The organism is Lysinibacillus parviboronicapiens, assembly GCF_003049605.2.
GTDB classification, from domain to species: domain Bacteria; phylum Bacillota; class Bacilli; order Bacillales_A; family Planococcaceae; genus Lysinibacillus; species Lysinibacillus parviboronicapiens.
The window spans coordinates 3,032,484-3,051,620 of record NZ_CP073713.1; the positions used below are offsets into that span (position 1 = coordinate 3,032,484).

Annotated in this window: 17 protein-coding genes; all 17 read right to left on the reverse strand. The window is 37.4% G+C overall.

Features of this window, described 5'->3' with window-relative positions; genetic code table 11:
* Window positions 1-20: 20 nt before the first annotated feature.
* Window positions 21-758 (reverse strand): hypothetical protein, encoded by a 738-nt coding sequence (locus tag C9J31_RS14615; RefSeq protein WP_107951135.1) that lies wholly within the window; start codon window positions 756-758, stop codon window positions 21-23.
* An 18-nt stretch (window positions 759-776) separates the two neighbouring features.
* The gene (locus C9J31_RS14620; protein WP_107951136.1) at window positions 777-1,352 is read right to left on the reverse strand and encodes a serine protease; all 576 of its coding nucleotides are present in this window, start codon (window positions 1,350-1,352) and stop codon (window positions 777-779) included.
* A gap of 26 nt (window positions 1,353-1,378) precedes the next feature.
* Entirely contained in the window at window positions 1,379-2,509 is a 1,131-nt protein-coding gene (locus tag C9J31_RS14625) for a pentapeptide repeat-containing protein (protein ID WP_107951137.1), read from the reverse strand.
* Between the two features lie 47 nt (window positions 2,510-2,556).
* On the reverse strand, window positions 2,557-3,981 hold the full coding sequence (locus C9J31_RS14630) for a hypothetical protein (RefSeq protein ID WP_107951138.1): 1,425 nt from the start codon (window positions 3,979-3,981) through the stop codon (window positions 2,557-2,559).
* A complete protein-coding gene (locus C9J31_RS14635) occupies window positions 3,981-4,658 on the reverse strand; it encodes a hypothetical protein (RefSeq protein ID WP_238602196.1) in 678 nt (225 codons plus the stop codon). Before C9J31_RS14635 ends, C9J31_RS14630 begins: the two co-directional genes overlap by 1 nt.
* 52 nt (window positions 4,659-4,710) lie before the next feature.
* Window positions 4,711-5,484, reverse strand: coding sequence for a DNA and RNA helicase (locus tag C9J31_RS14640; protein WP_107951139.1), 774 nt, complete (start codon window positions 5,482-5,484; stop codon window positions 4,711-4,713).
* A 32-nt stretch (window positions 5,485-5,516) separates the two neighbouring features.
* Complete coding sequence (locus C9J31_RS14645; RefSeq protein ID WP_107951140.1) at window positions 5,517-8,162, reverse strand: acetate and sugar kinases/Hsc70/actin family protein; 2,646 nt, start codon at window positions 8,160-8,162, stop codon at window positions 5,517-5,519.
* 22 nt (window positions 8,163-8,184) lie between these two features.
* Window positions 8,185-8,880, reverse strand: coding sequence for an iron-dependent peroxidase (locus C9J31_RS14650; RefSeq protein ID WP_107924610.1), 696 nt, complete (start codon window positions 8,878-8,880; stop codon window positions 8,185-8,187).
* On the reverse strand, window positions 8,871-10,148 hold the full coding sequence (locus tag C9J31_RS14655; RefSeq protein WP_342345563.1) for a normocyte-binding protein: 1,278 nt from the start codon (window positions 10,146-10,148) through the stop codon (window positions 8,871-8,873). The genes C9J31_RS14650 and C9J31_RS14655 overlap by 10 nt, the downstream gene beginning before the upstream one ends.
* Window position 10,149: 1 nt before the next feature.
* Entirely contained in the window at window positions 10,150-11,787 is a 1,638-nt protein-coding gene (locus C9J31_RS14660; protein ID WP_238602197.1) for a PP2C family protein-serine/threonine phosphatase, read from the reverse strand.
* Window positions 11,788-11,837: 50 nt separating this feature from the next.
* Window positions 11,838-12,680, reverse strand: a complete 843-nt coding sequence (locus tag C9J31_RS14665; protein ID WP_107924609.1) for a PP2C family protein-serine/threonine phosphatase — start codon at window positions 12,678-12,680, stop codon at window positions 11,838-11,840.
* 6 nt (window positions 12,681-12,686) lie between these two features.
* Window positions 12,687-13,214, reverse strand: a complete 528-nt coding sequence (locus C9J31_RS14670) for an FHA domain-containing protein (protein WP_010859802.1) — start codon at window positions 13,212-13,214, stop codon at window positions 12,687-12,689.
* Between the two features lie 40 nt (window positions 13,215-13,254).
* Complete coding sequence (locus tag C9J31_RS14675) at window positions 13,255-13,818, reverse strand: FHA domain-containing protein (RefSeq protein ID WP_107951163.1); 564 nt, start codon at window positions 13,816-13,818, stop codon at window positions 13,255-13,257.
* Between the two features lie 46 nt (window positions 13,819-13,864).
* A complete protein-coding gene (locus C9J31_RS14680; RefSeq protein WP_107951141.1) occupies window positions 13,865-14,293 on the reverse strand; it encodes a J domain-containing protein in 429 nt (142 codons plus the stop codon).
* A 92-nt stretch (window positions 14,294-14,385) separates the two neighbouring features.
* Entirely contained in the window at window positions 14,386-14,811 is a 426-nt protein-coding gene (locus C9J31_RS14685) for a hypothetical protein (protein ID WP_010859805.1), read from the reverse strand.
* Between the two features lie 246 nt (window positions 14,812-15,057).
* The gene (locus C9J31_RS14690; RefSeq protein ID WP_107924607.1) at window positions 15,058-17,226 is read right to left on the reverse strand and encodes a transcriptional regulator; all 2,169 of its coding nucleotides are present in this window, start codon (window positions 17,224-17,226) and stop codon (window positions 15,058-15,060) included.
* 534 nt (window positions 17,227-17,760) lie between these two features.
* Entirely contained in the window at window positions 17,761-18,681 is a 921-nt protein-coding gene (locus C9J31_RS14695) for a serine/threonine protein kinase (RefSeq protein WP_107951142.1), read from the reverse strand.
* Window positions 18,682-19,137 lie beyond the last annotated feature (456 nt).

Consider the following 19,137-nt stretch of genomic DNA (forward strand, 5'->3'; position numbering starts at 1 on the left):
AAAATTTATAGTACCTTGTATCAGAACATTAGAATTTCTTCTTTTTTCTCTTGTCCTTCCTCAAACAACTCTGTATAAATAACTTTTTTCTTGCTATCCTCTAGCTGACCAATTGAAATTTGTAAGACCTGTTTTGTATTTTCTCCACCCATACGATAGAAATGACCGTTCCATCTGCCTGTAATTTTTTGTGCATCAGAAGCTACGATTTCCTCTACATATGTTAAGTCACCTAAATCGCTTGTTAGCGTGTTGCCATCCGCACTAATTGTCAGCTCTTTAACAATGGAAGCTGTAGGATTTTGTACTGTTGTCTGTTCATCAACTGTTGTAATGGTGATGTCGCTTTCACCAACTTTTCCAAGCTGGAAGTGTTCATTTGCCTCTAGTAAAAACTTGTACTCATTTTCTGTAATGCCTAGTTTTTCATCGTAGGGCAGAATCTCGCCTTCAGCTAAGCCACTTACTGTCTCTAAATACCATGCTTCATTTTTTGCAAGAGACGCCTGCATAGTTTCTGTGATTTTTTCCATCTTTTCATTTAAATCTGCAGGTAGACCGATTGCCATAACATCCGCTTTGTATGACCCTTCTGCAAAAATTTTAGCGAGATTCGCTTTGCTATTATCTACTTTTTCTTTAGCTGCGCTTTCCTGTCCAGCTACTTGTTCTTTTTTCTCACCTTTTTCAGCTTCATCTGAGCCACAGCCTGCTAGTACTAATGCTGCGAACATAACTGAAATCCATTTGCTTTTCATAATTACTTCTCTCCAAATCTAGTTATATGAAATACTGCAATCTGTTCCACTAAACGTCGCGTTCCATGTTCCCTCAGTTTGCACCTTTAGCAAGCGAATGCCTCGAAAAGCTCGGCGCAGTATGCTTTCTGCGAGCTCGATATTAACGATGAGATAATCCTCTTTAATACCCTCAATTTTAAAGATGGTATACGGGGCAGCTAACGCCTCATCGATAACCAATTTTTTCAAAGTTCCATCTAGATGGAACTCTGTTTGAGCTGAAAGACAAGCCACTTGTGGTGGAATGATGAGCCAATATAACACCTGTTTTAACTTGGCCTGTTCCATTAAAATTACCGGTTTGAATGGTAGTCGAGGTTCGTATTTTTCGACTAATTGTTTAACAGGGTCTGCTAATAGAGCAATAGGCTTTGCGATAAAATCGATATAGTCATTGTCATGCTTATTTAAAATTGGGAATTGACGATCAATGTCCTCCAATTCCTCCATTCTTTCCACTGTTAATAATTCTTTTTTGATGACTTGGGATAGACCAATTGGTTCTACAGCATTCGAGATACGATCATCCTGGGATAGAATAAAATAGTTCATCTTCTATAGGCTCCTTTTTACAACATCTACTTCCAAATGACATTTGCGGCTTGAAACGGATCAAGCTTCAGATGCTCCCGTGCTTCCTGCGAGAATATAGCCCGCTCTAAATTCGCACCTGCAAAATCAGTATTTTTTAGCTTCGCCCCGATAAAACAAGCCCCTCGTAAATTAGCCAACTCGAAGTTCGCCCCTTCTAGATTGGCTTCCGTAAAGCGTACTGGAAGATAACCTGGCATTTCCCACTTCTCTCGATTAGCAAGACCGCTTGCCCCTTGCACCTGTTGGAAATTCGCCCCCTGTAGCTGGCTATTGCTGAAATCCGCTTCATGTATCGCGCTAAAGCTTAAATCTGCTGCCATCAGCTGACTAGCATGTAAGTTAGCGCCAATCAGCAGACTACCTCGCATATGGCTATGCGATAAATTGGTTTTTTTGAAAAATGCATAGCGAACATCGAGGCTTTCATAGTTGCCTGCGGATAAATCTAAATTGTTAAAGACCTCATACGGATATTCGTCCTCTAGTTTTTGGGCGAGCCAAGCCTTAATTTCTTCCGTATCTTTCTTGGAGAAATCATCACTATAAACAACTTCATTTATATCCATATACTCGCCGATACGAATTTCCAAAGTTTCAGCTCTTTCAAGTGCTATGTATTGTGGGCATCTAATGATGTCAGGCAGTGCATATCTTGCAAGGCTAATGACATACTGATGAAAAAGAGTGGCTTCCTGTAACTTGATGCGCTCTATCTCTGCCAGTGTAATCGCGCCCATGAATGTTTTGCTGTACATAGTTAGCTCTGCTATGAACTGCTCTAAAAAACGAAATGCCCAGTTTGCATCATAGCTCGCTAAAATAGGGTGGAGGTCAAAAAACCATTCTTCATCCGTGCCCTCCACTAGGTAACGATGCTGCCCCTCTAGAAGCTCTGTTCGTAGCATGGAAAAAGTGAAATGTCCGATTGGCCCCTTTTGTTGCTGGGATTGCTGTTGTTGCAACTGTAGACAAATGTTTTGAAAAGATTTTTGAAAGTCTTCTGCAAGCTCATCTTTAGAAGCTTGAAAAAAATCTTCTAATGCCAATAAATACTTCAATCGTCTTTTTTCTACTTCGGTTTCATAAAAATGCTGTAAAATTTCCTGTGCTTGCATATACGTCTCCTGCTTTCTTTTTGGTCAGAACGTCTCCTATACGGCTGTTAATTTGCCTTGACTTCTTTGCCGAAAATCTGGACATTGCCATCCATCGTTATTTTACTTTCTTTGCATTTTAATGAAATTTCTTCCTCCGCGGACAAAAGAATTTTCTTACTGGCATTGACAGAAATATCTGCCGCTGAAATAAGTTTAATGTCCTTCTTGCTAAAAATCTCGATGCCGCTTTCTTCATTTAAGCGGATAAAAATATCGCCATCCTGCGCCGTAATGACAATTTCGCTTGGGCTCATCTTAATTTCTTTGCCAAAGGCCGTTCGATAGTATTTAGTAGAAGGATCATCGAGCTTATTCGTTGCACTACTATCTAAATTTTTGCGAATCGAGCTACTTGCAAGCCCCTCTTCTTCTTTATGGCTCGGGAAATATACATGGACATAATCATTGATTTCAGGCATACAATACCAGCCGCTATGCCCCTCAGCTGTATAGCCAGTCGAGTACAAGAACCAATGTGCTTTTTCTTTATCTTGTTTTTCATCGATAGTTAGATGGACCTTGATATGATCCTTAGCGACCTCAAGCACTTTACCCTCAATGGACAGACCAGAAATAGCTTGATTAAAGACTTCGCTTTTGTTCATGCCCTTTTTTGTTGAAAGGCTATAAATATGTTTTAGCAGTCCATCCTTCATGGACGTGGATGCTTCAGCTACATAGAGGGTTTGTTCATTAAACGATACATGATCCCCAATATTGAAAACTTTGTCCGTCTCCACCTCATAGTAAAGAAAATCATTTTCTTCCATACCTTCATTACCGTTCTCTGTATAGAGAAGATAGTCTGCTAGTTTTTTTCTTGTTGTATAGTGATAGTCTGCAAGCTTACCTTTCGCACTACCAGCAGGAACACCGAAATGAAATTTCGGTTTATCGAAGGTCGCCGCAGGTACTAACCCCGTGTTAAAACGAGAGGCAAGTCTTTTTAAAAATTGCCAATCTGTTTCCAGGTATTGCATCGTAAATTTGTCTAATTTACCGCCTTTTGTTGCTTCATCAATAATATCGAGGCCAGGGTAAGCGGGACTCATTAGTTGGAACAAGGATGCGTAGGTCATATCTTTGTGCTGATAGGAGCGACTTTTCGTTTTAATATCAAGTTGATAGCTGTTTGAGGCAGCCTCTACTTCGAGATAGTAAATATCTCGAACTGCGCTCACTTTTATGCTTAAAATCACACCTTTAAATAAAGGAATGGGATTTCCTTGATGATCCAATTGATTGACTGCAATGGCTGCGTTGGCTTCAGTCATTTCGACGTATTTATCTCTGATCTCCTCAGGCACAATACCAGTAAAGCGTAATGTGGCATGCTCATTCATTTTCTTTGTCAGTGTAAGCTCTTGGAGACTGACTAGCTCAAAAGGTAAGACCTGTAAATTGTGATACGCTGTGACGGATACGCTCATTACTGTGCCCCTCCATTCATTCCATTAGGAGTAAATTGCAAGGTTTCCATCATCGCCCTTGCGATAGGACGCCAATCCTCAAGATCCTCCTCCATACAATTGAACGTACCAATGAGCGCTTGTCCATCTATAGAAGCAAAGAACATTAAATTAAAAATATCGCCATCTATAGCAGGTGTAATCACTTCGATAAAGCCAATTGTTTTGTCATTAATTTCTATCACATCTGTGTCTAACCATTCCGCTGATGGCTGGGCTTTTTCGAGAACGTCAATCATGTTTTCTTGAAACTCAGCAACCCCTGTTTCTGTTAAAACATGTGGTGTCATGTTGAAGGCTAGATTGATCGTTGTCGATTCATCTGTATAAATAATATTCGGCCTACGTTCCGAAGGGTATTTGAGAGATGCTAATTCAGGTAGCATGATGGAAAATAGCTTAGGCATTCGTAACGTAATTTTCCCATTCAATAAAGCTTGGTCGATGACTGGAACATCTTCACCATCAATATCTACAAAGTCCTGGTAAAGGTCAATTGCTTGTAGCTCCTGCTGTTCCTCCTGTTGAGGTTCCGGCTTATTTTCTTGTAAAGCCGCTTCCTTTTGGGCTAATTCATGCTTTTCTTGTTCCCGCATTTCATTTCTAAGTGCAAGTATCTTTTCATCTAAAAATTTCAACCTGTTTCACCTTCCCTTTCTTGAACGTTTTATCACTTACAGACTTTCATTATTAGTCGACAATCATGCGCTTTGGGCGTCCTAGAGTCTGTCCTGCCTGACGACTGCCGCCCTTTGCTTCCACTAAAATACGACTTAAATATTTATGAATTTGTACATTTGTATACGCTTGGTCTTCCAACCCTAGTCGATTGCTTACGTAAAAGTCGATGACATCCCGTTGCACACGGTCATGATTTAAACATTGCAGCGCAAAAGCTATATCATAGGCATTTGAAGGTCTATTTTTCAAAAGCTCGCGCGCAAAAAATTGTAAAATGATTGGATGACATGTACTTTTTAGTACACCTGCATACTGACAGTGAATAAAATTGACCGTATTATATTCAGTAGCTAAATCGTGAAAATCGACATGTTGTGAACGAAGCTGAGCCCCTGGTTTTAATTTAAAGCGACCTAATTCCAGCTCATTTTTAGCCATTTCCACCGAATCATCGAGAACAATTTGCGTTGTGAAAGATGTAAAATCTAATTCATTTACTTCTTCGGCAAATTTTATTTTCACCATCGTTTCATGCCCTGTTGCATGATAGGGCAGCTCGTAATCTGAATGGAGTATATAGAGATGATCGTTATACTTGACAATTCCCTGGGTAATAATGAGCGATGTTTCAGCTATAAGGACATTAACCCCAGTGATTATGCCATTTGAATAATCCTTAAAATACAAATCGAGAAAGTCTCTTGGATAATCACGAAGATTTTCAAGCATTTCTCGCTTTAAAATCCTTCCTTTTTGGAAATGCGGATATTGATTGGCAAACACTCTGTCGTTCACCCCTCTCATCTAAATGTGACTTACTTTAATCCATCAAAGAAATCCAGTTCAGACAAATCTGTTTCAAAGGCAAAGAAATCTTTCTTCCCTATAAATAGTTGCTCTTCTCTTCTCGCTACAGGTACTACATGGAAGCCCCAATGATCTTCTCCTGCAAATACAAAGAATTTTACTTCGCCATTAACGATGGAATCCGTCTCATCTTGTGGAATTTTATCTTGATAGTAGGCAGCGATGTTCTCATAAAGAACTGAAACAAAATCTTCTTGTCGATTAAAGTAAATGTATTTATGTGTTGTATGGTTGTCACTGCCGCTGAGGTAAAATTCAACTTCCGTGACACCCCATGGACGTGATATCGTACCGTGAATTTGGTTTAGTCGCTCTAGACTGCTGATGAGCAGCTTTTCCTGACGGTTATGCGTAAAGGCACTAACAGCATAAGGCACTACTGGTGCATGGTTGGTTACATTGGTTTCGATCATGCCAATCTTCTTGGCATTTAAATATCGGAGTGCGCCTCGTAAACAAGCAAGCTTTAACTCCGGTACCTTTCCAACATTTTCAGCCTTTTGCCTAAATTCAATGCTTCGTCCTGGTACAAATTCCTTTAATGCCTCTCGGAAGGCATCGATTCTACAGGATTGACCCGTTAGCTTAATAATCGAATATTCCCCAAGAAGGCCGTTTTCATAAAACTCCTCTAAAAACTCTCTGACAATATCATAAATATCAGCCTTAATAAGGTGATTAATTTCCTTAATATTGAAATAGACATTAGGATAGTCGTAGACATCTTTGAATTGATTGTTTTCGAGAAGTGACAGACACCAGCGATCCACTGCTGTTACGTTTATATCACTATCTTGATGCAGATCATTTTCTGAATAAAAACGACTTCTTAAAATCCCTGTCTTTCGGAAGAATTCCTTCTTCATCTCATCTGCCATTTCCCATAAGAAATAGTAATTATTTCGTACACGCAAGTATTCATCGCGCGTTCGATTTTCATATTCTTTAAAACGAGTAGGGATAATGTGTTCGGCTTCACGAAAGGCCGTTTCGAATTGCTCATAGACTGCTTCCACACCAAAATCATCGACATGTCTATATATATCCTTGCCCGGAATATCGATTAATGTATCGATATCATAGGCACTCTTACCCCGACTATAATAATTCGCAAAAACAATTTTCATAAACTGAAAAATACGGTATGTAATATTATTGCCACCGAAATTGGTATCTCCATTTTCGTAAGTTGTATGAATATCAATTTTATAAGAGATATGTCCATCCTCGATTTGGAACTTACAGGAAGAAAGGTCGGTTGTACCGCCTCCACAATCGATGACCAGTGCTTTGTATTCCTTGCCATCCGTAAAGCTATTATTCTCTATTTGATTCGCGATGGTATTATAGAGCACAGCCATCCCTTCATCGAGTGCATGTTGTGATTCAATTTGATATTCAGGCAAAATAACATGAAACATATCAAGAAATTGTGTTTTCAGCTTTACGGGACTTGAAATGTGCAAGTGCTTGAATCGACATTTAAATTGATGCTCCGCCATGCGGACAATGTACAGCACAAACTCTCTTAAAATTTGACTTCGTGGAACAAGTGCCGTGTTACCGTTTGCATCCATCACTTCTTCCAGCTTTGCATAATTACTGACCCAGCGTTTAATGCCCTGAAATTTTGTTGCAAGCGTTGTATAGCTATTTTTTTTCATCACTTTTAACGCTTCGTAGCCAAAATGATAGCTTACTTGATCTGGATTCGAGCAATCTGCTACGGTCATAACGGTCGGCACTACTTCAATCCATTCATTTTGATGAAGTGGGTCTGGGAACGCTACAAAGTTGATGCTATTTAACTGAATTCTTTGGTTTAATAAATCATGACTACATGGCGAGGTAACATAATCACTATCTAAATAAACACCTGCCGTTGTATTCGTCGTTCCAAAATCGATTGCCAGAATGGCATTGGTCGTTTCCAACTGTTTGATTTCCAAATCTGGTAATGGCACTTTATAATAATGAAGATTTGTCGGTGGCAGTGGGTTCTCTTGATAGTAAGACTTGTAAATATACTCTGAATCTTGCTTTCTTAAGAAAATACAGCTGTAGTTTTTATTTTTTGTCTCCCGTATGCCGATTGCTTGCTCAGCTGCAAGATAGTAACGATTCGGATACTGGTCATCTTTTATTAGGTTAAGAATTCCGCAAAGCGCAAACTGTTCATTCACTAACAGTACATTGGACTCCACAAGAAAACCGCCTGTTTCTACAAGATACTGGTCTGGCTTATCGATTTTCATTCCTTGATAAAGGCTCATTTTCGCAGGGATTTTTATCTCACCATTGTCAGAAAGAGGCGTTTTTAAATAGGTTTGCATCGCGGCTTCAACTCGTTCAAAGCCCCCATCTTTGTTCTCTTTAATTAGAAGATTTTCTTCAGCACCTCTGTATCTTAATATGGTCTGAATTAGCTGATCTCTTGTTAGTGTATTAATGAGCCCTGTGACAAGCTTTTCCTTAGAGCAAATATTTCTAAGCTGGAAGGTTGTCATTTCCATTAATTCCACACGTGTAAATGTCATATATTTCTTTTCTGTATAGCGCTTATTTGCATACAGTTTATACGAATATTTATTCATCCTGAATCCTCCTCCGCTCTATTCAGTAAAGGGCTATGCGATCCAGCTTCATTGTTTCCTCTGCACCAATTATGCCAAAGTGATTTTGCCAATAAACCTCCATTTGAAAGTTCACTGGTAGGAAGATTTCTTGAACAAGTCGTACTTTCATCTCGTTAAACGCTGACTTCTTTTGGCCAATATATAGAAGTAGCTCATCTTGTTCCTCCGATTTAACATAAATCATGCAATGTGAAAAAAGCCTTTTCATCGTATCCTTTAACAAGTAAATTTCATCACCTGTTTGATATAGCCTTAAAATATTTAGCACGACCATCTCTTTTTCCTTTTTTGTAAATGCATGCATGTTGTCCCTCACCGTATTGCCAAATACATTTGCGTCGATTTCTCTGAGGATGAATTGTATCGAGAACTCTCGTTTATTCATGCCTTGCATTCGATCGATTTCTGCCAGAAAATGCAGCACAAAATCCAAGAAATACTGCCTTAGCTCTAAATCATTCACGTTATCTGGATGAAATAGGTTTTTAAAGATTTCATAATATCGATAATAGGGATTTACTTCGACCTGCTGTTCTAGCTGTTGTGCATTCAATAATTGTGGGCTAAGTTCCATATAGGGTGAAAAGTCTTTGGCAAGATGAAACTGGATATCCTTTTTCGCAAAGCCCTCGTCCTCGGCTCTAATAAGCAAATCCCAAATATAATTCATAGCCATATACCTTTGCATCTATATTCAAAGAAATGTCTTTGCACTTCCGAAACAAGGAAGCTTAAAATATCATTTGAAATAAAACTTTTTTCCTCTTTAGCTATAAATTGCAACAGCATGACTTTTTTGTTGCTTTTTTCACCTATTACATCTAATAAGGACGGATCTGTAGAATGACTGAAGCTTGTTCCTTGGAATGATTCCATTATTTCTACATTTGCCAGCTCTATCTTTTCAGCAATTTCAAAGGAATTGACAAGTCTTATGATTTCACCTTTTGTTTTCACATTGGCTGAATATTTACTTGCATACTTGTGCATAAAACGATCAGTTCTGCGATTAGAGACAAGTGGATAATTCAGTTTTCCAATTTTCTCTTCTTCTATTTGCGCTATTTTTAATAATTGCCAAATACCGGATTTGTCCTGTGGTGAAACAATGGTTATTTCATTTTCTAAGCGTTTCACATAACGTACATTTTCCTCTTGTGTATCTACGAGATAGCCATGGTGACTTCCGGTCTTTCGAAGGGAAAGAACATGCTCATAATTCACTTTATCGACGGCTGGGGTGGGGAATCCTACATTCTTCACCGCATGTCTTTCAATATTCCATAGCGGCACCATATCCAGACGTTTTTTATGCTCAAATTCTTGTAAATCCATGGTGAATTCAATAATTTCGGCATCTTCGTTTAAAGGAGGGCTATCGATGAGAACCACATCAAAAAATTTATGGGCATAGGGGTGATTGATGGTTTTCCACGGTAGGCCATTTATTTGAAAAATGGGATATAGCTTGTCTATCTCTTCCAAATAAGTTGTATTCTTTTGAAGACTTACCTTTATGTCGACTTGTCCTTGCGTCGTTAAAAGTTTGCCAGCAAAGTAGCGCTGCTGCGTAAGTAACTGCTGGATTTGTCTAGAATCACACTGTAAAAATAATGTGAGCAGGACAAATGTTTCATTTTTCCTAAGTGCTTCAAGCATTTTTCCAATATGAATTTGTTTCCGTTCAAGATCAGATGGAAGCATAGGGAATAAGCAATCATGAATGGGATCGACATCTTCCTTTGAACTGAGTGTTACAAAAATATCGTGCTTATTCTCCAAATCTTCCATTTCGTTGAATATGCGCTCCTCAAGCTTTTTGTTCATTTCATCCTGATAATCGACTAAATTGACAAAGACGCCACTGACAATATCCTTTAGCAGTTGACGTTGCTCTAGATTTTCTATTTTACGTAACCGTTCAAACATGAGCTCTTTTATCACTTTACTTTCCTTCTTTCTCAGTATCTGAATGCTGATCGGCCGCTGTCGCCTCATCCATTGGCGGTTCCGCTCCACTCGCTGCTGTATCAGCTGTTTGTGCTTGAGGAACCGGATTTAACTTGTCATTGGCATTCATGATTTTACGTTCGAGACCTAAAACCTTCGCGAGTAAATCTGTCTCCTGATAGATTTCTTGCGCAAGTGTATAGGATTCGATTGCCTGCAAGTATTGTTGTCGTGCATAGCTTTGATCGCCGTTTTTTTCTAATCCTTCCGCTTTCAATTCCTTCTGTGCCTTCTTCAATTCCGCTATTTTTTCTTCTGTTTCTTCAATCTTGACCTTTATTTGAGGTTCACCAGTAAAGGATATCGCAAGTGCCTTCTTTCGTGCTTTTTGATAGGTTTCTAGTGCGCCATTATAGTCCTCTGCCTCAAATCTAAAATCGCCATCCTTTATGCCCTCAACAATTTGAACAATGGAATCCATATTGGCAATTCGTTGTTCAATAACCTCTTTGCCGAAGCTTTTAATAAGCTTGCCTTCCTTTTTGGCCTTCTCATAATGCGCCATTGCGTCAGTAAATTCCCCTGCCTCAGCTGCCTTATCGCCATTAATAATCAGCTGCGTCACTCTTAACTTTCTAGCTAGTAAATTTCTATGTATAGGATCTTTCAATTTCTTGGCGGCATTTCGGCCTTCGCTATATTCCAGTAAAGCATCCGCATAATTTCCATCCTGAAAATTAACGTTACCGGTCTTTTCATGCTCCTTCATCTCTACTGTCAATTCTGCTAATTTTTTTGCTTGTTTTGCTTGATAAAAGATCGTACTTCCTCCAACAATTAATGCTACGATGAGGGCAGCTACAATCATCTTAATGTATTTCATTTTTTTCTTGTTTGTTTCCTGATAAATCTTATTAGCGAAAATAGATGCTATTGTGTAGTTATTGACGACTTTTTTTTGCCTACTTAAAAGTACTTCCTCCAATAGATCTGTATATTGCTCGGGTTCCTTGGCGCCCTCTAATGCGTCTGCCATCTCAATTTCACTAACTTCTTCCCATAATCCCGATGTGCAAAGTAGCAATACGTCGCCATCCATTAGCTTGATCTTATTCGAAACGAAAGGTTGAAAGCTATTCGGCTTTCCAAGATAATTTAACAGATTCGTTCGTTCATCATGTTGGCTAATATCGAATGAACTGTTCCTGTCATTCACTAGCTCTTGTGCTAGACTTTGATCACTGCTTTTATAGGTCAATAGGCCATTTCGAAAATGATAGAGTCTTGTATTCCCTGCCACTGCACAAATCATTTTGGAATAATCTGATACAACGACGACGATGCTTGCTTTCAGTCTTACTCTTAAGCTTTGCGCTTGTAGTAAGTTTTGCGCATTTTTTATATATTTTTTAATGCTCCTTTTAGACATTGATGGTTTTTCCATAAATTTCTCAAGGATACCCTTTGCCGCTAACTCTGCACTATTGATTTCCTGATCCGCATCTAGTCCTTTTACAGCCACCCAGCAGACAACATCGTCTAGCTCTGCATAGGCAAAATAGTCTTTATTCTGCATAAACGAGCCCGCTTCTGATAGAAAGCTTGTTTTGAAATCGCTATTTTCCTTTCTCATGATTATCCTCCTTATTTACTGAGCCAATAATAATCACGCATAAATCAGCATTATGTCCATGTTGTTTCTAGAATGACGATGGTGGCATTGTCTTGATTTTTTAAGCGCTTTTGTTCAACAGCTTTTATCATATTTTGAGCTAAATCATAGGGTGGAGCCTGTTGGGAAAGAATTTTTTCCATTTCAACCTCTGTTAAGGTATCATAGATGCCATCACTAAATAGACATACCTTATCTCCTCTATGAAGCTTAATTGGACTTTTTCCAGTATCTATATTTTTAAATCCTTCATACCCTAAATAATTAATAAGCCTTTTTTTTAATGGATTCTCTTGCACCTCTAGCTGCGAGATTTCCCCAGAGATATAACGCTCTTTTAATACAGATTCAAAAATATGCTTTTGATTGATCGCTATAAATTCTCCGTTTCGAAAGATTGAAATCACACTATCTCCGACGGCTCCCCAATGTAGAAATCCATGTTCATCAATAACTGCAGCCACGAGTGTAGTGCCCCCATTAGAACCATTTAGATTTTGTACAATCATCTGATTACTGGCCATCGCAGTTTCCTTAAAGAAGGATTGGATATTTCCTAGACTAGTAAGCTTCATAAACTCTTGAATAAATGTCGTGACAGCAATCGTACTTGCCATTCGACCGTTAGCCAAACCACTTATCCCATCTGCAAGTACAGCCATTGTTCCAATATTCGTTTCAGCTGTAGAAAAATAATCATCCTGCTCGTCACGTCTACCAACTGTCTGACCATTGCCGATTTCAATCTTTCGCGTTTCAACTTTTTTCACAATAATATTTCTAATGATTAGCAAACCTATGAGTACAATGAGAAATCCAAGTACAACTATGTATGGCAGTAACTTCTGTTCCATTTGTCATCATCCCTCACTCTGGTTGTTTTCCCATTCAAAGTGAACACCACATAAAGGAATAAACAGAAACATACTTCTACCTAATTGGATAACATCGTATGCCGCTAGCTCTGTGGGCGTATAGACTGCTTCATTATTGAGATAGGCTAATCCTGATGCGTCGCCGGGCAGGAGATAGAAATTTCTTTTTTTAGGATCATAGACAATAACAGCATGATTACGTTTAGAAATGGAATTATCTCCAATAATCCGAATATGCATATCTTCAGCTCTGCCGATAAAGTTCTTTTCAGATAAAATGCGGTAGTCTCTTCCCATTTGAGGACCTTCAATACAAACTAACCAACCTGTAACAGGGTCAATACCATCCATTTCTCCAAGATAGGGCATTGTTTTATCATCCGCTTCCATTACAGCGATAGGTTGGCTAGTACCCTTTGGTTCCTGCTCCACCATCACATTGCAATACGGACAAATATTTCTATGTCTTCTTGAACTAAACATGTGACCATTTGTACATCTAATCAAACTCATTTTCATTTTCCCCCGTCTTTGTTACGAATCTAGATTTTCTTTATTTCACTAAAATACGTGTATTTGCTATGTATAAAATATCTCCATGATTTATGCGAGATGGATTGTCATATTTTAATCTATTTTTAACCCGTTTATTGGATTTCTTAATGCCTACGCCGTTAACAGAATCAATATCCTCTATGTACCACATGCCGGAAACACAATTTAACACAGCATGCTCGTAGTTAATGAGCGATTCATATTCTGTACCACTTAAATCGATGTCAGCTTCTAGTTCTGTTGTGCTTTTTCCTATAAGTAGTGAGGTTTTTCCTTTTATCGACCATTCTTTCATTTCCTTCCCTTGTTCACTGAGAAGGACGATTTTCTGAATGTCTGTATCCGTTATGTCATTTAAAACTTTCTTCGTTTCATACATAATGGAGCCATAAACAATGATGATGACCGCTAGTATTGATCCAATAATCGTTTTCAGCAGAAAATCTTGATTCATTACGAATACATATAAAATGAAAAAGAAAGCGATAGTAACAATTAAAATATCTATAATTCTTAACATCATTTGTTTCTTTTCACTCTGCGCATAGGCTGAATTTTTCATGTCATACACGTTATCACTCTCCCCCACACTAATTGTTCATATGTTGTTATTTATTAAAAAAGCGCTCAAATAAATCCGTCGTATCTATTGGATTTTTCTTTGCCGATTTATTTTGTGCTGACATTTCTTTCGTTTTCGGATTAAAGCCAAAAAAATGCTCGAAGTTCTTTTCAATATCATGCATATTAAAATCTTGCTTATTTACCTTGGATTGCTGACGTGTTTTATTCGTATTGTCATTTGTATAACTAGCATCTTGTCTCACATCATCAAGACGAGCGTCATATGCCTCTCTCGAATCTGTGTCTTTCAGTACTTTGTATGCCTCTTGCACCTCTAAAAAAATCTTTTCCGATTCCTTGTTACCACCGCTTACATCTGGATGATGTTTTTTTGATAGTTTTCTGTATGCAAGTTTTATTTGATCTTGTGTTGCTTGCCTGCTAACGCCTAGAATTTCGTAATGATTTTTCATTAAATTTCATCCCCAGTATTAGGATTATTCAAAATTATCTAAGGAACTATATAGTCCCTTAGATAATTTGGTGTGTTCTATCAAACTACGATTTAGACAGCGTAGCCGCCTTCGATTTTTGCTAAATCTGTTTTGTCTTTCTTTTGTTTGATGAATAGGAAGAATTCGCCAATACCTTCTGTGTCGCCGTATCTTTCTGTGTAGTCAACAACAAACGCATTTGGGAAATTAATTTTTCTTACTACTTGATCAGCCGAGATAACTTCTAATGTTACTTTACGGTAACAGTCAGCTTTTTCAGCAGGTACTAATGACCATAATCCTAATTTCATCGTGTCATCAGAATTATCGCCATCTGTTGCAGTAAGGATTTTCCCTTTAATTTTTAAAGTTGCTCCAACATCTGTTGAACGAGCGTTTGAGTCATCTGGCGTATCTGTTTCATACTCAACCGTCATAATACTTTCTAACCCTAGTTCAATTGCTTCTGATCCTTCTACTTTTAATACAAAACCCATTCTTATTACCTCCTAGAATTTTTTCGAATCAACACTTAATCTATTCTTGGTGAAATTGCAATGTTTCAAGCTTTCTTAATTTCTCGTCGTTTGGCTAAAGCAAACATCGAGAAATATGTAAATCTTTCACCAAGTACAGGTTTAAGGAGATTCATATATTTATGTTAAAAGATTTATTGATGAATAAATCTTAAACATCCAACGAATACATCAATGGATAAAATTTAAAATGCAGGTGAAAGTCGCTTAAGCTTTAACTGCACTTGTGCCTTTTGTAATCATGACTTCAAGGTTCTTCACATTGCCGTTAAATACTAAATCTATTTGACATAAGCTCGTTTTCTCATCAATAATGTAGCCGATATCGTCTCCATCATGGATAACCGAGTTTACATAGCCTTTATCATTAAGCCACTTGCTTTTTTGGCTACTTGGATTATTACTAAAGAAACGAACAATATTTTCATGTTTAAAGTCACCTGATTGGAAACGTAGAATTCGTTCGATATAGGTACTAACTTGTGTTTTGTAAATAGAATCGAATCCGTCTTCCTCCATTGCAAGGCTTCTTGCTTTATACACGGTAATACGTTTAATGTCTTTATCCTGAAGCTGAGCGTTTTCTGATGAGAACACAAAGCCAAAGCTTCTACTGTTAATGGCGTCTTTAATATTGTTGGTAAAACCTGAGATTTCTTTTGCCATCGTTGTAACAGCTCTTAGTGAGTTATCTCCTGCTTCAATATCAAATCGAACGCCAGGGTAGCTTCTTTTGACATTTCGGAAAGATTCTTTTAGATATTCTGGACATTGATATGCAGACACAATACCTGCGGCTACATAGCTAGCACCTACATAGACACCCTCTATCCATAGCTTTAAAATATCTTCCTTTTCCTTAGACAGCTTTGCCCCATTTTCAGTTGTCTGCATTCTTGTATCAATCACTACTCCAGATTTATCTTTTGGAATAATTGTGAAATTCGGGAGACAAGGGATTGCAAATTCACTGAATTCTTTTCGAACGAGAACAGAACATTTATCGATAAGTCGATCTATACCTGCTGTTGCTATTCCGTTGAAAGTTGTTTCTTCTTCTGCCATAAAGTTGAAGAATATTTGAACTTTATAATCCTTTACAGTATCAAGCAGCATAGTTAGGGATTCCATTGTGTTACCTTCTTGCTTGGCAACTTTCTCATTCCCTTTGAAACGTGCTCTGCTCACTTTCATCTTTCCAGATGCTTCTAGCTCTAGTGATGGCACAATGCCATACCAGACCGTGTCAGTAAAGTCATTTTTCGAGTTTACTGTATTTAGATACGTACTCAATCTTGGGATATTATTACTTTTAACGAGCATGTCTAATTTTGTATTAGTTACAAGCAACGAAGGCTGCATCCCTTTGTTTTTTGTCGCATACTGATCAAAATACATTTTGACGCCAAGTAATTTTTCTACTAATGGCTTTACAGTCTTTACAAATTCATCTTTAGCATCTTTATAGAATTCTAAGTATGTATTGTAGTTCTGTACCTCTGTTTCTACATCAAATTCTGCTCTCACTGTTGGTAATGGTGAGAAGGTTCTTACTACTAAATCTTTCACATAGGAAGAAGGTGATTCTGTAATCGATTCATAGTCCTCTTCAAACACTGTACTTAAACCATAGTTACTGTTTTCTTCAATGACCATCAGTTCAGAATTCGTATTTTGAGGTGCTTCGATAATTTTTAGTTCACCCGTTTCACCAATAGTAAGTGTGCCAATTTGCAGTTTTTCGGATTCATCTTCTTCCTGGTTAGCACCTAGTAGCAGTCTCGTCTTAATATCTTCGATTGCTAATGGCAACATTGCCATTACGTTGTTATAGTTGCGACTTGCTACTTCAAACATCAGGTTTAGCTTATCCCCGGTATCTAGCTTTTTAGGATCACCGTCGTCTAATTTTTCATATTCACCGTACATGTAATGAATTTCTTTTCTGACTTGACGGATATCGTCCATAACTTTTTTCGGCGAAATCATATCTAATAGATTTTCAAATTTAAAGTCAACATTGGTAATGCCCTGGCTGCGTTTCGTATCGATGAGGGTAAATAGCATCTTTAAAAAATCATTATTTTGATCGATTGCGATTTCAGAAATACAATCATCTTGAATGCCTTCTGGCTTTTTTAATGTATACATCACTTTTTGATTTGCTGCATTGTAGAATGAATAGACTGTAGGAGAAAACTTATCTAAAAATTCGTCGAAGCTTTTTACTAGAAGATATTGATTGATTTCTTTGACTTTCTCATCACTGAGGCTGTCAATTCCTTTTACATCTCCTACAAGGGTAATTAAGTCCAGCTTTTCTGGATTAATCTCCTCAAAGAGCATTGTTCTGTTTGTTTGATTGATAATCTCCATTTATTCGGCTGCAAAATTCTACAGCCATCCCTCCTTTATAATGAATTTTGAGTAACTATTTGTAAAACATAATCATTAGTGGTAACACTTTTTATCCAATAATACACAGTTAACAAACACTATTTTTATACTTTATAGTAATTAAATGGTACCAAAAAGCACAGAAAGCCCTTGGAATTCCTCATCCGACAAAGGGTACAGTATGTTTATGCAGTTGTAAAATGGCATTCACTGAAGATCCAGTCATATCGGGCGTTACACTAGTGACAATATGTATCACAAGTAACTATACATTACGAAAAATTATTGTCAATATTTACAATAGTATTTTTTTCAAATTAAATTACATAAATGTATTATTAGTAAAAAATAACCATGTTAATTTTTGTGGTAATAAATAACTTAAATTGTAATAGAAACATTGATTTAACAATATTAAACAGCTATTAGATGACAATATAGGCATCCACTAGCTGTTATAATTTTCAATATTATGAAATTGCAAAATGATTACATAGCTTTATTTTTGTAAAATTATTTATTATTATAGTCAAAATAATACTTTATTTTAATGACTATACTCTCAGATAAAATAGTCAATAACAAGAATTTTAGCGAAAAGCATCTTTTTTTTGCGTTGACCGTTAGACTCCACATGATCGCCTGTGCCATTATAAAACTCACTTTTTTGTTATACTGTCTGACATTTTTTATACCATCTTCAATTACTCTTTGAGATACATCCATTGGTACAACGTCAGTAAGAGCATAGTAAAATGTTGCCGCTAAACTATAGATATCTGTGTAAACCCCCTGCTGAGTTTTGTCAGAATATTGCTCAAGCGGAGAAAATCCAGGGGATGTAAAAATTTTATGTGCCGTTGCTGCTTTATAAAATACAGCTGAACCAAAATCCAGTATCTGCGGACTTCCTTCTTGATCAATTATTATATTACTGGGTTTAATATCTCGATGTAGTATGCCTTTGTTATGCAGATAATCTAACGCATCAATTAACGGCAGAAATATACTTTTATACAACTGATCTCGATTATCCAATTGATATTTTTTTACATATTGATGTAAAAGCATCCCTTCATAAAATTCCATCACGATATAAATAGTCCCGTTTTCTTGAAAATGTTCGAGGTACCTCACAATATTTTTATGAACGATTTGCTGCAAGAGAACTGCCTCATGTAGAAAATTCTCCTTGAGCTCTGCAAATTTTTCCTTTGTAGAAGGAAGGCGATTAATCACGCTTATATTATCTAAGTCACGTAAAGTAATTTCACTTGGATAGAACTCTTTTATGATAACTTGCTCTCCAGAATCGAGGTTTTCTCCTCTGTAAACAATTGACAACTTACTTGAAGAAATGATCTCATTGATTTTATATGTATCTTTCAGAACACAATTTATTGGTAAGCTTACGTCGTACAAAATAGCATTCATGTGCCTTCTACCATCCTTTTTTGCAATATCCATCTTGAAAAATATGTACATTTTATGACAAAATTACTGCGTATTGTCATAGTTCAAATTCCAAATTAATGTAATTAATATAAATATATTCCTCTATATTAGCAATTTTCTTGTCAATTGTCAGTGCTATAACCATGACTTTTATTATATTTCCCATTACTAGACATAAACTGGTTGAACTTGCGAAACTCAGTGGCAGGCATCGTTTCGCTCGAGTTGCTCGGCGATACGTTCGGAAAGGTGGATTAGTACGCTCAAAGATGGGCTCGGATTGTTCGGGTATGGACTCCGTTCGCTCGGGTTCCACTCAGGTTCCGCACAGGTTCGGCTTCCTTTCGCGCGAGACTCTAGCTAAGTAAAAGGGTGTAACAAAACAAACAAAAAAGCTGTTCGATAAGTAAATAAATACTTTTCAAACAGCTCTAT

Excerpts from the sequence above, each read along its gene's own strand:
- C9J31_RS14650 (WP_107924610.1), bottom strand. The coding sequence starts at position 8,880 with ATGGCTATGAATTATATTTGGGATTTGCTTATTAGAGCCGAGGACGAG.
- C9J31_RS14695 (WP_107951142.1), bottom strand. The coding sequence starts at position 18,681 with ATGAATGCTATTTTGTACGACGTAAGCTTACCAATAAATTGTGTTCTG.
- C9J31_RS14675 (WP_107951163.1), bottom strand. The coding sequence starts at position 13,818 with ATGAAAAATTCAGCCTATGCGCAGAGTGAAAAGAAACAAATGATGTTA.
- C9J31_RS14665 (WP_107924609.1), bottom strand. The coding sequence starts at position 12,680 with ATGGAACAGAAGTTACTGCCATACATAGTTGTACTTGGATTTCTCATT.
- C9J31_RS14680 (WP_107951141.1), bottom strand. The coding sequence starts at position 14,293 with ATGAAAAATCATTACGAAATTCTAGGCGTTAGCAGGCAAGCAACACAA.
- C9J31_RS14660 (WP_238602197.1), bottom strand. The coding sequence starts at position 11,787 with ATGAGAAAGGAAAATAGCGATTTCAAAACAAGCTTTCTATCAGAAGCG.
- C9J31_RS14645 (WP_107951140.1), bottom strand. The coding sequence starts at position 8,162 with ATGAATAAATATTCGTATAAACTGTATGCAAATAAGCGCTATACAGAA.
- C9J31_RS14685 (WP_010859805.1), bottom strand. The coding sequence starts at position 14,811 with ATGGGTTTTGTATTAAAAGTAGAAGGATCAGAAGCAATTGAACTAGGG.
- C9J31_RS14690 (WP_107924607.1), bottom strand. The coding sequence starts at position 17,226 with ATGGAGATTATCAATCAAACAAACAGAACAATGCTCTTTGAGGAGATT.
- C9J31_RS14625 (WP_107951137.1), bottom strand. The coding sequence starts at position 2,509 with ATGCAAGCACAGGAAATTTTACAGCATTTTTATGAAACCGAAGTAGAA.
- C9J31_RS14620 (WP_107951136.1), bottom strand. The coding sequence starts at position 1,352 with ATGAACTATTTTATTCTATCCCAGGATGATCGTATCTCGAATGCTGTA.
- C9J31_RS14670 (WP_010859802.1), bottom strand. The coding sequence starts at position 13,214 with ATGAGTTTGATTAGATGTACAAATGGTCACATGTTTAGTTCAAGAAGA.
- C9J31_RS14630 (WP_107951138.1), bottom strand. The coding sequence starts at position 3,981 with ATGAGCGTATCCGTCACAGCGTATCACAATTTACAGGTCTTACCTTTT.
- C9J31_RS14615 (WP_107951135.1), bottom strand. The coding sequence starts at position 758 with ATGAAAAGCAAATGGATTTCAGTTATGTTCGCAGCATTAGTACTAGCA.